This is a genomic window from Streptomyces griseoflavus (assembly GCF_014649995.1).
Classification (GTDB): Bacteria; Actinomycetota; Actinomycetes; order Streptomycetales; family Streptomycetaceae; genus Streptomyces; species Streptomyces griseoflavus.
Genome location: NZ_BMUC01000011.1, coordinates 63,354 through 77,445 on the forward strand (window position 1 = coordinate 63,354; position 14,092 = coordinate 77,445).

Below are 14,092 nucleotides of genomic sequence, written 5' to 3' on the forward strand. Positions count from 1 at the left end.
GGGTGCGGCGGGCGGTGCCCGGTGCCGCACCCCGTGCTCCGCGCGGAGCGGGCGGGTTCGCCGCTCAGCCGAGTTCGACGAGCAGGTCGCCGCCCTCCACCTGCTGGATGCGGTTGATCGCCAGCCGGGCGACCGTGCCGGACTTCGGGGCGGTGATGGAGGCTTCCATCTTCATCGCCTCGATGGTGGCCACCGTGCCCCCGGCCTCCACCTCGTCGCCCTCGGCGACCGCGAGGGTCACCACGCCGGCGAACGGCGCCGCGACATGGCCGGGGTTCGCCCGGTCGGCCTTCTCGGTGACCGGGACGTCGGAGGCCGCCGCCCGGTCCCGCACCTGGATCGGCCGCAACTGGCCGTTCAGCGTGGACATCACGGTCCGCATGCCCCGTTCGTCGGCGTCGCCCACCGCCTGGAGCTCGATGAGGAGCCGGACACCGGGGTCGAGGTCGACGCTGTACTCCTTGCCCGGGCGCAGCCCGTAGAAGAAGTCCTTGCTGTCCAGGACGCCGGTGTCGCCGAAGGTCTGCCGGTGCGTCTCGAACTCCCGCGTGGGGCCCGGGAAGAGGAGCCGGTTGAGGGTGGGCCGGGGGTCCTTCGCCAGCCCTTCCCGGTCCTCCGCGGACAGCTCCTGGACGGGCTTGGGCTCGGCGCGGCCGCGCAGCGCCTTGCTGCGGAAGGGCTCCGGCCAGCCACCGGGCGGGGTGCCGAGTTCGCCGCGCAGGAAACCGATGACGGAGTCGGGGATGTCGAACCGGTCCGGGTCCTCCTCGAAGTCCCGCGGGGACACGCCCGCGCCGACCAGGTGCAGGGCCAGGTCACCGACCACCTTCGACGAGGGGGTGACCTTCACCAGGCGGCCCAGCATCCGGTCCGCGGCGGCGTACATGGCCTCGATGTCCTCGAAACGGTCACCGAGGCCGAGCGCGATGGCCTGGGTGCGCAGGTTGGAGAGCTGGCCGCCGGGGATCTCGTGGTGGTAGACACGGCCGGTCGGTGAGGCCAGACCGGCCTCGAAGGGGGCGTAGACCTTGCGGACGCTCTCCCAGTAGGGCTCCAGATCGCCCACGGCCGCCAGGTCCAGGCCGGTGGGCCGCTCCGAGTGGTCGGTCGCCGCGACGAGCGCCGACAGGGACGGCTGCGAGGTGGTGCCGGCCATGGACGCCACCGCCCCGTCGACCGCGTCGGCACCCGCCTGGACCGCTGCGAGGTAGGTGGCGAGCTGGCCGCCCGCGGTGTCGTGGGTGTGCAGGTGTACCGGCAGGTCGAACTCCCGGCGCAGGGCCGACACGAGGGTCGCCGCCGCGGGCGCCCGCAGCAGGCCCGCCATGTCCTTGACGGCCAGCACGTGGGCGCCCGCCTCGACGATCTGCTCGGCCAGGCGCAGGTAGTAGTCGAGGGTGTAGAGCCGCTCGGACGGGTCGGACAGGTCGGAGGTGTAGCACAGGGCCACCTCGGCGACGGCCGTGCCCGTCTCGCGCACCGCCTCGATGGCGGGCCGCATCTGGGAGACGTCGTTCAGCGCGTCGAAGATCCGGAAGATGTCGATGCCGGTGGCCGCGGCCTCCTGCACGAAGGCGTCCGTGACCTCGGTCGGGTACGGGGTGTAGCCCACCGTGTTGCGGCCGCGCAGCAGCATCTGCAGGCAGATGTTGGGCACCGCTTCCCGCAGGGCGGCCAGGCGCTCCCACGGGTCCTCGGCGAGGAAGCGCAGGGCGACGTCGTACGTGGCGCCGCCCCAGCACTCCAGGGAGAGCAGCTCGGGCAGGGTGCGCGCCACCACGGGGGCGACGGCGAGCAGGTCCTTGGTGCGGACCCGGGTGGCGAGCAGCGACTGGTGGGCGTCACGGAAGGTGGTGTCGGTGACGGCGAGCGACGGGGAGGATCGCAGCCGGGCCGCGAAGCCCTCGGGACCGAGTTCCCTGAGCCGCTGCCGGGAGCCGGCCGGCGGTTCGCCGGCGGGCAGCGGCGGCAGCTTGCTCAGCGGGTCGATCAGCTCGGGCCGCTCGCCGTGCGGCTTGTTCACCGTGACGTCGGCGAGGTAGGTGAGCAGCTTGGTGCCGCGGTCGGCGGAGTGGCGTGCGGTGAGCAGTTCCGGGCGCCGCTCGATGAAGGACGTGGTGACCTGTCCGGCCCGGAAGTCCGGGTCGTCGAGGACCGCCTGGAGGAAGGGGATGTTGGTGGCGACGCCGCGGATGCGGAACTCGGCCACCGCGCGCCGGGCCCGGCGCACCGCGGTCTCGAAGTCACGTCCCCGGCACGTCAGCTTCACCAGCATCGAGTCGAAGTGGGCGCTGATCTCCGTACCGGCGTGGGTGGTGCCGCCGTCCAGCCTGATGCCGGAGCCGCCGGGCGAGCGGTAGGCGCTGATCCGGCCGGTGTCCGGGCGGAACCCGTTGGCCGGGTCCTCGGTGGTGATGCGGCACTGCAGGGCGGCGCCCCGCAGGGTGACGGAGTCCTGCGAGAGACCGAGGTCGGCGAGCGTCTCGCCGGCGGCGATGCGCAGCTGCGACTGGACCAGGTCGACGTCGGTGACCTCCTCGGTCACCGTGTGTTCGACCTGGATGCGCGGGTTCATCTCGATGAAGACGTGGTTGCCGTCCCGGTCGAGGAGGAATTCCACGGTGCCGGCGTTGCGGTAGCCGATCTGCCGGGCGAAGCGCACGGCGTCGGCACAGATGCGGTCGCGCAGTTCCGGGTCGAGGTTCGGGGCGGGCGCGAGTTCGATCACCTTCTGGTGGCGGCGCTGCACCGAGCAGTCCCGCTCGAACAGGTGGATGACGTCGCCCTCCGCGTCGGCGAGGATCTGCACTTCGATGTGGCGGGGTTCGACGACGGCCTTCTCCAGGAACACCGTGGGGTCGCCGAACGCCGACGCCGCCTCCCTGGAGGCCGCCTCGATGGCCTCCCGCAGTTGGGCGGGGTCCTCGACGCGGCGCATGCCCCGTCCGCCGCCGCCCGCGACGGCCTTGACGAAGACGGGGAAGCCGACGCCGTCGGCGGCGCGGACGAGTTCGTCGACGTCGGTGGAGGGCTGCGAGGAGCCGAGGACGGGCACGCCCGCCTCCCGGGCGGCGGCCACGGCACGGGCCTTGTTGCCGGTCAGTTCCAGGATCTCCGCGCTGGGTCCGACGAAGGTGATGCCCGCCTCTTCGCACGCCTTGGCCAGTTCCGGGTTCTCGGACAGGAAGCCGTAGCCCGGATAGACGGCGTCGGCCCCGGCCCGTCGCGCGGCGCGGACGATCTCCTCCACGGAGAGGTAGGCCCGCACCGGGTGCCCCTGCTCGCCGATCTCGTACGCCTCGTCCGCCTTCAGGCGGTGCAGCGAGTTGCGGTCCTCGTGGGGGAAGACGGCGACGGTTCGGGCGCCCAGTTCAAAGCCCGCGCGGAACGCCCGAATCGCGATCTCACCGCGGTTGGCGACCAGCACCTTGCGGAACATTCTCGATCCCTTCAGCCTGCCGTTGACGAAGACCATCGTGTCGGTGGCAGGTCCGGTACGCCATGTGAGCCGGGCCACTCACACCTGGCCACCGAGGCGTGTGAGGGACCGCAGAGGAACGTTTCCCCACCGCGGCCCCTCACACGCGTCAGCGGCTCCCGTCCGGGTGGCTCACTACTCCGTGATCCTCAGCAGCCTGTTCGGGGTGCCCGAGCCGGGGTCGCCGATCCTGTCCGCGGTGGCTCCCGCGGTCAGCGCGCTCGCCACCGCCGCGGGGCCGGCGTCGGGGTGCCCGGCGAGGTACACGGCGGCCGCGCCGGCCACGTGGGGGGAGGCCATCGAGGTGCCGGATATCGTCCTGGTCCCGTCGTCGCCGTCGTTCCAGGCGGAGGTGATGTCGGAGCCGGGCGCGTAGAGGTCCACGGCCGCGCCGTAGTTGGAGAAGCCGGACTGGGCGTCGTCCCTGGTGCTGGAGGCGACGGTGAGGGCCTCGGGGACCCGGGCGGGTGAGCCCTGCCCCGCGTCGGCGGACTCGTTGCCGGCCGCGACCGCGAAGGTGACCCCGGAGGCGATGGCCTTCCGGACCGCCGCGTCGAGGGCGGGGTCGGCGCCGCCGCCCAGGCTCATGTTGGCGACGGAGGGGCCCGTGTGGTTCTCGGTGACCCAGTCGATGCCGGCGATGACCTGCTCGGTGGTACCGGAGCCGTTGTCGTCCAGGACTCTGACGGCCACCACCTTCGCCTTCTTCGCCACTCCGTGCGCGGAGCCGGCGAGGGTGGCGGCTACGTGCGTGCCGTGTCCGTTGCCGTCGTCGGCGGTGTCGTCGTTGTCGACGGCGTCGTAGCCGTGGGTCGCCCGGCCCCCGAAGTCCTGGTGCGTGACGCGTACGCCGGTGTCGATGACGTAGGCGGTGACGCCCTCGCCGGCCCGGTCGGGGTAGGTGTACCTGCTGTCGCCCGCGGTGTCCGTCTGGTCGACCCGGTCCAGACCCCACGACGGCGGGTCGTCCTGGGTGGCGGTGGTGCGGAACGTGCGGTTGGCCACGACCGCGCCGACGGCCGGATCGGCGGCGAGGCGTTCGGCCTCGGTCTCGGTCAGACCGTCCGCGGCGAACCCGTCGAGGGCCGCCCGGTAGGACCGGCTGAGCTCACCGCCGTACTCCTCGGCCAGGTCCTTCTTGCCGGCGGACGTCGTCTCCTCGTCGAGCAGCACGATGTAGCTGCCGGCGACCGCTCCTTCGGCGTCCAGGCCGAACACGGTGCCCTGGGCGGGTTCGACGGCCTGCGCCGACGACGCCCCGAGCAGGGCTGTCGCTGTCGCGGCCGTCACCGCGCACGCTGCGGCGGTGACCTTCAGTGCGACGGTACGCGTCTGATGCGTCATGGAGAGGGATCTCCTCGTCAGGTGTGGGGGGCTGGCCTCCGGCGCGGTGTCACGCGGAAGCTGACGAGAAGACTGACTTTTTGTCGCGGTCAGTTCAATGGGCCGGTTCGGCGGCCGGGGCGGTGCGACGGTCGATCTCCACAACGTCCGCCCAAGTCCGGGCCAACCACCGGACAAAAGCCGAGCTGAGCGCGTTGCCCGAAACCCTCGACGAGCGACTGGGCGAGAACGGTGACCATCCCCTCACCCACCTCTCACCGCGACGACGTTTGTCGTGACCGCCGCGGTGCGGCGGACCGGCGGGAGGCCGGGGCACGGCTGCCCCTCTCCCCCGCCGGTCCGCCGGGCGGTCAGGCCTGGCCGGTCTCGAAGCGGGAGATGCGGCCGTCGTCGTCGACGGTGAAGCTCCAGCGGGTGCGCATCTCGCCGTAGGTGTCGTTGCGGTAGCGGGCCACGAGACGCCGGCCGCCGTCGGACTCGTTGTCGACGTCCAGGTGACCGTGGGAGGAGAAGATCTCCCGGTCGGTCCACTCGGCGAGGTCGCGCTCGGTGCCGTCGTCCGCCATGGTGGCGCCGGGCGCGAGGAGGGCCATGAAGGCCTCCCGGTCATGGTGGTTGACGGCAGCGACGAAGGCGCGCACGGCCGGGTCGCTGAGGCGGGTGATCTGAATGGTCATGTCTGCCAGCGTCGTACCGCCCACCGGGCCCCGCCACCCGCGTCACCCGAACGGCGACCGGCGGCGCGCCCGCCCCGTGGGGGGAGTGCGACGGTGGTCGGGCCAAGCCACCGCTCCCAGGGGAGACGACGTGACCTGTTACGACCGACGCGATCTGGGACTGCTGCTGCTCCGGCTGGGAACGGGCGGCGTCCTCGCGGCGCACGGCGCGCAGAAGCTGTTCGGCTGGTTCGGCGGCGGCGGTATCGAGGGCACCGGTCAGTTCATGGAGTCCATCGGTTACGCGCCCGGCAGGGCCAGCGCCACGGTGGCGGGTCTCGCGGAGGCGGGCGGCGGCACACTGCTCGCCCTGGGGCTCGCCACCCCGGCGGCGGGCGCCGCGGCGGCCGGCGCGATGGCGGGCGCGTCCGCCGTGCACGCGCCCAACGGGTTCTTCAACCAGGAGGGCGGCTTCGAGTACGCCGCGTCGCTCGGCCTGACGGCCGCCGGTCTCGCCGTGACGGGGCCGGGCCGCCTCTCCCTGGACCACGTCCTCGGCCACACGGCCAACCGGAACTGGATGCTCCCGGCGGCCTTCGCGGCGATCGGAGCGGGCACGGCGGTGATGCTGGGGGCGCGCAACCGGCGGCTCCGCAAGGCCAAGGAGGGCGAGCAGGAAGCCCTGTTCGCCTAGCGGGGCACGGCCGGCCGGGCGATGTCAGTGGTCCGTGCCAGGCTTCGCCCATGAGCGATGAACTGTGTCCTGCGCCGCCCCGGGCGGCCGGTGAGGACCTGTGGGAGGCCATCGACGCGCTGTGCGGCTGGCTGGACGCCCACCGTCCCGCCGACGGCCCGGACGCCGTGCTGCTGCGCATCCTGAAACTCTCCGAGGAGGTCGGCGAGGTCGCCCAGGCCGTGGTCGGGGCGACCGGTCAGAACCCGCGCAAGGGCACCACACACACGTGGGAGGACGTCCGGTCCGAGCTGTGCGACGTGGCCGTCACGGCCCTGGTGGCGCTGCGCACGCTCACCCCCGACGCACGCGAGGTCTTCACCCGGCACCTGGACGCCGTCACCCGTCGCTCCCTCGGCACGTAGCGCGGGTGCGAGGCTGCCGTCCGGGGCCCGGTTCCGTCGCGGGCCCGGTGTCTTCCGCCCGGGTGCCTTCCACGGGCGGCCGCGTCCGGGAGATCATGGACCCATGGTCGAAACCCTGCCGGGCTCGGGGGAGCCCCAGCCCTGGTACGCCCTCCCTCCCGCCGAGGCCCTGAACCGGTTCGGGGTGGAGCCGTCCGCCGGCCTGTCCTCGGCCGAGGCGGCCCGGCGCGAGGAGCGCCACGGCGCCAACCGGCTCGCCGAGGCACCGCGCGAGCCGCGGTGGCGCGCCTTCCTGCGTCAGTTCCAGGACCTGCTGATCGTGATCCTGCTGGTCGCCGCCGTGGTCAGCCTGGTGGTGACCCGGGAGTGGGAGACACCGGCCGTCATCGCCCTGGTGGTGCTGCTGAACGCGACCATCGGGTTCGTCCAGGAGTCGCGCGCCGAGGCGTCGCTGGAAGCGCTGAAGAAGATGCTCGTCACCACGGCGGCCGTACGGCGTGACGGCCACCTGGTCCGGCTGGACGCCGCCGGACTCGTGCCCGGGGACGTGGTGGTGCTGGAAGCCGGGGACCGGGTGCCGGCGGACGGACGGCTGCTGTCGGCGACCGCGCTGGAGATCCAGGAGTCCTCACTCACCGGCGAGGCGCAGTCCGTCCCGAAGTCGGCTCACGCCGAGGTGGCCGCGCGGGCCGCGCTGGGCGACCGTACGACGGCCGTCTTCATGAACACGACCGTCACCCGGGGACGCGGCGAGTTCCTGGTCACCGCGACCGGGATGCACACCGAGACCGGTCGGATCGCCCACATGCTGCACGAGGCGGAGCCGGAACCGACTCCGCTGCAGCGGCAGATCGCGGCCCTCGGCCGCACGCTCGCCCTCATCGCGGGCGCCGTCATCGTGGTCGTCTTCGTTCTGGGACTCGTCCGCGGCCAGGACTTCGGTGACCTGTTCATCAGCGCCGTCTCCCTCGCGGTCGCCGCCATCCCGGAGGGGCTGCCCGCCGTCGTCGCCTTCACCCTCGCCATGGGCACCGGCCGGATGGCGGCGCGCGGCGCCGTCGTCAAACGGCTCGCGTCCGTCGAGACGCTCGGCAGCACGTCGCAGATCTGCACCGACAAGACGGGCACGCTGACGCTCAATCAGATGACGGCCCGGGAGCTGAGGTTCGCGGACCGCAGGTTCACGGTCTCGGGCGAGGGCTACTCGACCGAGGGGCGGATCAGGACGACCGACGGGCAGCCCCTGCCCGGCGCGGTCGACGAGGCACTGATCGCCATGGCGCTGTGCTCGGACGCCGAACTGAGGGACGGCGACGTCGTCGGTGACCCGACGGAGGGTGCCCTGGTGGTGCTGGCGGAGAAGGGCGGTGTCGACGTCGGCGCGCTGCGCTCGCGGCGGCCCCGGGTGCGCGAGATCCCGTTCGACTCCGACCACAAGTTCATGGCGACGTTCCACCACTGGACGGACGACACCGGACGCGACGTCGTGCGCTGCTTCGTCAAGGGCGCTCCGGACGTCCTGGCCGGGCGCGCGGACCGGTACCTCGCCGGCGACGGTGTCACGCCGTTCGGGGAGACGGAGCGCGAGCGGTACAACCGGGCCAACGCGGCGCTGGCCGAGCAGGGGATGCGCGTGCTCGCCGTGGGCGTGCGGGACTTCGCGCCCGAGGACGTCGACGGGCCCGGCGACCTCAAGGACCTGCTCGGCCGGATCGTGCTGATGGCGCTCGTGGGGATCGTCGACCCGCCGCGGCCGGAGGCCAAGCAGGCCATCGCCGAGTGCCGGGACGCGGGCATCCGGGTCCGGATGATCACCGGGGACCACGCGGTGACGGCCGCGGCCATCGCCCGGGAGCTGGGCATCCCCGGCGGCGCCGTCACCGGTGACGACCTCGACCGGATCGACGACGACGGCGAGCTCGCCCGCCGCCTCGACGACACCGGCGTCGTCGCCCGGGTCTCGCCCGCCCACAAGATCCGTATCGTGCGGGCGCTGCAGGGGCGGGGCGACGTGGTCGCCATGACGGGCGACGGGGTGAACGACGCCCCGGCGCTGCGCAAGGCCGACATCGGCGTCGCCATGGGGCGCAGCGGCACGGAGGTGACCAAGGAAGCCTCCACGATGGTCCTGACCGACGACAACTTCGCCACGATCGTCAGCGCCGTCCGCGAGGGCCGGGGCATCTACGACAACATCGTGAAGTTCACCCGCTTCCAGCTGTCGACCGCGCTCGGCTTCGTGCTCGTCTTCCTGATCGCCTCGCTGACCGGGATCGCGGGCGGCGCGCCGTTCACCGCGCTGCAGATCCTCTTCGTCAACCTCGTGATGGACGGGCCGCCCGCGATGTCGCTGGGCGTCGACCCCGTGAGCCACGACGCGATGACCCGCTCGCCGCGCCCGGCGCGCGAGCGGATCCTGACCCGCGAGCGGCTCAGGCGGATCCTGCTGGCGAGTTCCGTGATGGCGGCCGGCACCCTCGCGGTGCTGGCGCTGGCTCCGGGACCCGAGCCGGTGCTGGGTGAGGCGACCACCGCGGGCACCATGGCGTTCGTGACGTTCGTGTTCTTCCAGGCGTTCAACCTGCTCAACGTGCGTCACCCCACCCGCAGTGTGCTCAGCCGCGAGACGCTGTCCAACACGTCGGCCTTCGTCGCCACCGGCGCCGTGATCCTGCTGCTGGCGCTGGTGGTCGAGGTGGACGCGGTGCACGGGTTCTTCACCACGACGGACCTGACCGCCGGCCAGTGGCTGGTGTGCGCGGCGGTGGGCTCGGCGATCCTCGTGGCGGGCGAAGTCCTCAAGGCCGTGCTGCGGGTTCGCGCGCGATCCTGAACCGCCCGGTGCCGTGGTGATCGAGTGGTGGAGGTCCCCGGGCGCGCGTACGGTCGAACGGTGGATTCCCGAAAGGGCGCCCCCGCATGACCAGTCGGCCCCGCCCCACCTCCGCGCCGCAGCACGCCTCCCGTGACAGCGGCGGCGGGAACGCGATGGCTCTGCTGGTCATCGCGTCGTGTCAGCTGATGGTGGTGCTGGACATCACCATCGTGAACATCGCGCTGCCGGACATCCAGCGTTCCCTGGACTTCTCGACCACCAGCCTCTCCTGGGTGGTCAACGCCTACACCCTCACCTTCGGCGGGCTGTTGCTGCTCGGCGGGCGGGCCGGTGACATCCTCGGCAGACGGCGCGTCTTCGTCTTCGGCGTGCTGCTGTTCGTCCTGGCGTCCCTGCTCGGCGGGCTCGCCCAGAACCCCGGCCAACTGCTGGCCGCCCGCGCCCTGCAGGGTGTCGGGGGCGCCATCGCCTCGCCCACGTCCCTCGCGCTCATCAGCACCACCTTCCGCGAAGGGCCGGAACGCAACCGGGCCTTCGGGGTGTTCGCCGCCGTGTCGGCGGGCGGCGGCGCGATCGGACTGCTCGCCGGCGGCATCCTGGTCGAGTGGCTGGACTGGCGGTGGGTGCTGTTCGTCAACGTCCCGATCGGGCTCCTCATCGCCCTCGCCACCCCGCGCTTCATCAAGGAGTCGCAGCGCCACCCGGGCCACTTCGACGTCACCGGCGCGCTGACCTCGACCGTCGGCATGGTGCTGCTGGTCTACGGGTTCATCCGGGCCGCCCAGGACGGCTGGGGGGACACCCTCACGCTGGTCTCGTTCGCGGCGGCCGTCGTCGTCCTCGCCGTGTTCGTGCTGGTCGAGCGGAGGTCGAGGCAGCCGATCACCCCGCTGCACATGTTCGCGGACCGCAACCGGGCGGGCACGTACGGCATCATGCTGTGTCTGGCCGCGGCGATGTTCGGGATGTTCTTCTTCCTGACGCTGTTCGTGCAGAACGTGCTGGACTTCAGCCCGCTGCGCGCGGGACTCGCCTTCCTGCCGGTCAGCGCGGTCATCGCCGTCGGCGCGGGACTGGCCTCACGGTTCCTGCCCGTGTACGGGCCCAAACCCTTCATGGTGGGGGGCGGCCTCCTCGCGGCGGCGGGTCTGGCCTGGCTGACCCTGACCGACGTCCACTCCACGTACGCGGGCAGTGTCCTCGGCCCGATGCTGGTGTTCAGCCTCGGCATGGGCATGGAGTTCGTGTCGCTGACGCTGATGGCGCTGTCGAACGTCGCCGTCCGGGAGACGGGCGCCGCCTCCGGCCTGCTCAACGCCACCCAGCAGGTCGGGGGCTCGCTCGGCCTGTCCATCCTGGTCACCATGTACGGCACGGCGAGCGGGAACGAGGCGGAGAAACAGATACCGCTCTTCCTGCGGCAGGCCTCGCCCGCCGAACGCCTGCAGTTCCGGCGCACCGGGCAACTGCCGTCGCCCTGGGCGGACGAGATACTCACCGCGGGTATCTCCGCCGCGTTCGTCACGGCGGCCGTCTTCGCCGCGGTGGCCGCGCTGATCGCCGTACTGGCCATTCAGGTACGCCCCTCCGACCTGCAGCGCCTCCAGGGTGGCGCGATGCCCGGTCCGGGGTGAGGAAGGAGAGCGATGATCTTCATCACCGCCAAGTTCCCCGTCCGTCCCGAGTACGCCGACGAGTGGCCGCGGATCGCCGCGGACTTCACCGCGGCGACCCGTGCGGAGCCGGGCTGCCTGTGGTTCGAGTGGTCCCGCAGCGTCGAGGACCCCACGGAGTACGTCCTGGTCGAGGCGTTCCGCGACGAGGAGGCGGGCGCGGCCCATGTGCGGTCGGAGCACTTCCGGGCCGCGCAGCGGGCCCTGCCGCCGCACCTGGCCGCGACGCCGCGGATCGTGAACGCGTCGGTCCCGCAGGACGACTGGTCGGAGCTGGGCGAGATGAGTGTGTCCGGGCAGGGGTGAACCGTCTCAGCGGCCGCGCCGGGGCACCCTCAGGTCCGTGACCACCGGCCGGTGGTCGGACGCCTCCGTCGCCACGGTGCGGGCGCCGCGCACCACGATGCCCGGCGAGACGGTGACCAGGTCGATGCGCTTGACGGGACCGGCCGCGGGATAGGTGTCGCCCGCGTCCGGTGCTGCGTCGCGCAGTCGGTGCCACAGGGGCGCCAACTCGGGTGCGCCGGGCTCGGCGTTGAAGTCGCCGACGAGGACCTTCGGGCCGTGGTCCGCCGACATCACCGCGAGCATGTCCGCCACTTGGGCGGCGCGGACGGAGGGGTCGGCCCGGTGGTCGAGGTGCGTGGAGTAGACGTGCACCCGTGCGCCCCGCACGCCGACCACCACTTCGGCGAAACCGGGAGCCGGGGCCGGCACGGGGTCGGGTGACTGGGTGGAGAGCCGGGTGATCTCGTGGTTCTCGGCGTGGAGCACCGGGTGGCGGCTCAGCACCGCGACACCGTACTGCCGGCGTTCGCCGTCCTGGCCGGCGGGATCGAGGTCGTAGATCGGGGCGAAGAACACCCGCATGCGCAGCTTCCCGGCCAGTGCGCGCGCCTCGTCGGCGAAGTCGCTCCGGGCACCCCAGTGCACGTCGACCTCCTGGAGGCCGATCACGTCGGCGTGCAGCGCGCGCAGGGCGTCCGCGGTGCGGTCGAGGTCGAAGACCTGGTCCTGCCCCGCCCCCGCGTGGATGTTGTACGTCGCCACCCGCAGCGGGACCGCGGGGGCGCGGGAGCCGGGCGCTCCGGCGGCCGCGGCTGTCGCGGGTGCCGCCGTGGCCAGCAGCACGGTGGCGAGTACGGCGGTGGCACGGGCGGGGCGTCGTGATCCGGGCATGCCTTCTCCAGGTCGCGTCGGGGCGGGACGGTTCCGAGCGGGCGGGCTGGGCGACCGGGTGTCCGGCCACCCGCAGCATGGAAGCACAGGTGCGTGCCCGGCCACCGGGCTTCGGCACGACCCGGGCACCCGGGGCCCGACTCCGTTCACGGCAGGGGCTCGTGGGCCGCGCGACCGCCCCGGGGCCGCTCATCAGACCCTTTCGGTCACCCGGCCCGCGGGTGCGGGCGGCTGTGCGGCCGCTCCCGCGGCCGCGGAAGTGTCGGGTGCCGCGTCGAGTTCCCTGAGCATGGTCTTCGTGAAGCCGAAGAAGTAGGTCGCGAGGAAGCCCGCCACGTAGCCGACCAGGAGGCCGGCGGCGTAGACGGCGACCGTCCGCCCCAGGCCGTGGTTGCCGTCGAGGAGCGGGAACAGCGCCCATCCCGAGGGGCCGATCGCGGTGGAGCCCACGTCCGTGCCCAGCTGGTTGAAGAGGCCGACGAACGCTCCGCCGAAGGCACCGCCGGCGCAGGCGGTGACGAACGGGCGGCCCAGGGGCAGGGAGACGCCGTAGATGAGCGGCTCCCCGACGCCCAGGAAGCCGGGCCAGAGCGCCGACTTGATCGTGGCGCGGACGGAGGTGTTGTGGGGCAGCCGCACGTGGATCGCGATCGCCGCGCCGACCTGTCCCGCGCCCGCCATCGCGAGGATCGGCAGCAGCACGGTGAAGCCCGCACCCTCGATCAGCGTCGTGTGAATGGGGATCAGTGCCTGGTGCAGACCCAGCATGACCAGCGGCAGGAAGAGACCGCCGAGGAGGAATCCGGCGCCCGCGCCGCCGTGGGTCAGCAGCCAGTCGGCGGCGTCACCGATCCAGGCGGACACCTCGCCCGCGAGGAACATCAGGCCGAAGAGGGTCGCCAGCCCGGCCACGAGCACGGTGACGGTGGGCGTCACCAGGACGTCGACGGACTCGGGCACCCGGCGGCGGCACCACTTCTCCACGAGCACGCCGAGCCACGCGGCACCCAGGGCACCAAGCACACCGCCCTGGCCCGGGGAGAGGTGCCGGCCGAACGCCTCCACGTCGGCGACCCCGGCGTAGACGACGATCGACGCGACGGCGCCGCCGAGAACGGGTGTGCCCCCGAACTCCTTGGCGGTGTTGTGGCCGACGAACACGGTGATCAGCGCCATGAACCCGGAGGCGATGGCCGCCAGCGCCGGAGTCGTCGCGGGCAGCCAGTGCAGGTTGATCAGAAGGCCGTTCAGGCCCGCGATGATGCCGCAGCCGATGAGCGCGGGAATCAGCGGTACGAAGATGTTGGCGATGCGGCGCAGGAACAGTTTGAACGGTGTGGCGTTCCTCTTCTTGCGTTCCGCCCTCATCGCCGCCCCCTGCACCGCGAGCCCTTCGGCCGTCACCGCGCCGGTTCCCTGCTCCGGCGCGGCCTCGGCGGACCCGCCGCGCTCCGCCACGACCAGGGCCTCGAACTCCGGGGTGACGCGGGCGACCGCGCCCGGACCCAGCACGATCTGGTACGTGTCGTCCTCCACCACGCCCATGACCGCCGGCAGTGCCTTGAGCCGTTCGTCCTGGACCAGGGACCGGTCGCGCAGTCCCAGCCTCAGCCGGGTCATGCAGTGGGCCACCGACGTCACGTTGTCCGCGCCTCCGACCAGGGGAAGGAGGGCGGCGGCGGTGGCGTGGTGCTTGTTCTCGTCGCTCATGGTGCGCTCGTGCCTTGCTGTGAGGTGGGGCTCTTGCGTCAGGCTGCTGCGGAGTCCTCGGGCGGCGGGCGGACACCTGTCAGAAACTTTCTTTCGATCGTTCCGCCTGAAGGTGAAA

General features: G+C 72.6%; 10 protein-coding genes. 5 read left to right on the plus strand and 5 right to left on the minus strand.

The window, feature by feature from the left end:
- Nucleotides 1–64: 64 nt before the first annotated feature.
- The 3 genes from IE172_RS22755 to IE172_RS22765 all read right to left on the minus strand — a co-directional run bounded on the left by IE172_RS22755 (nucleotide 65) and on the right by IE172_RS22765 (nucleotide 5,499).
- Complete coding sequence (locus IE172_RS22755) at nucleotides 65–3,439, minus strand: pyruvate carboxylase (RefSeq protein WP_190099286.1); 3,375 nt, start codon at nucleotides 3,437–3,439, stop codon at nucleotides 65–67.
- A 174-nt stretch (nucleotides 3,440–3,613) separates the two neighbouring features.
- Nucleotides 3,614–4,822 carry a S8 family peptidase gene (locus tag IE172_RS22760; RefSeq protein WP_190099146.1) on the minus strand — a complete coding sequence of 403 codons (1,209 nt, stop codon included), beginning with the start codon at nucleotides 4,820–4,822 and terminating at the stop codon, nucleotides 3,614–3,616.
- Nucleotides 4,823–5,172: 350 nt separating this feature from the next.
- Entirely contained in the window at nucleotides 5,173–5,499 is a 327-nt protein-coding gene (locus IE172_RS22765) for a nuclear transport factor 2 family protein (protein ID WP_190099147.1), read from the minus strand.
- Nucleotides 5,500–5,629: 130 nt separating this feature from the next.
- On the opposite strand from IE172_RS22765, the gene IE172_RS22770 reads away from it, so the two are divergent.
- The 5 genes from IE172_RS22770 (at nucleotide 5,630) to IE172_RS22790 (ending at nucleotide 11,391) form a co-directional block, all read left to right on the plus strand.
- Nucleotides 5,630–6,172 carry a DoxX family protein gene (locus tag IE172_RS22770; protein ID WP_190099148.1) on the plus strand — a complete coding sequence of 181 codons (543 nt, stop codon included), beginning with the start codon at nucleotides 5,630–5,632 and terminating at the stop codon, nucleotides 6,170–6,172.
- A 50-nt stretch (nucleotides 6,173–6,222) separates the two neighbouring features.
- Entirely contained in the window at nucleotides 6,223–6,576 is a 354-nt protein-coding gene (locus IE172_RS22775; RefSeq protein WP_190099149.1) for a MazG-like family protein, read from the plus strand.
- Nucleotides 6,577–6,679: 103 nt separating this feature from the next.
- Nucleotides 6,680–9,409: a cation-translocating P-type ATPase gene (locus IE172_RS22780; protein WP_190099150.1), complete on the plus strand. Its 2,730-nt coding sequence runs from the start codon at nucleotides 6,680–6,682 to the stop codon at nucleotides 9,407–9,409.
- A gap of 86 nt (nucleotides 9,410–9,495) precedes the next feature.
- A complete protein-coding gene (locus tag IE172_RS22785; protein WP_190099151.1) occupies nucleotides 9,496–11,046 on the plus strand; it encodes an MFS transporter in 1,551 nt (516 codons plus the stop codon).
- Between the two features lie 12 nt (nucleotides 11,047–11,058).
- On the plus strand, nucleotides 11,059–11,391 hold the full coding sequence (locus tag IE172_RS22790; RefSeq protein ID WP_190099152.1) for a putative quinol monooxygenase: 333 nt from the start codon (nucleotides 11,059–11,061) through the stop codon (nucleotides 11,389–11,391).
- A gap of 6 nt (nucleotides 11,392–11,397) precedes the next feature.
- Here the strand turns inward: IE172_RS22790 and IE172_RS22795 are convergent, their stop codons facing one another.
- Both IE172_RS22795 and IE172_RS22800 read right to left on the minus strand, forming a co-directional pair.
- Complete coding sequence (locus IE172_RS22795) at nucleotides 11,398–12,264, minus strand: endonuclease/exonuclease/phosphatase family protein (protein WP_190099153.1); 867 nt, start codon at nucleotides 12,262–12,264, stop codon at nucleotides 11,398–11,400.
- A gap of 192 nt (nucleotides 12,265–12,456) precedes the next feature.
- A complete protein-coding gene (locus IE172_RS22800; protein ID WP_190099154.1) occupies nucleotides 12,457–13,974 on the minus strand; it encodes a PTS transporter subunit EIIC in 1,518 nt (505 codons plus the stop codon).
- Nucleotides 13,975–14,092 lie beyond the last annotated feature (118 nt).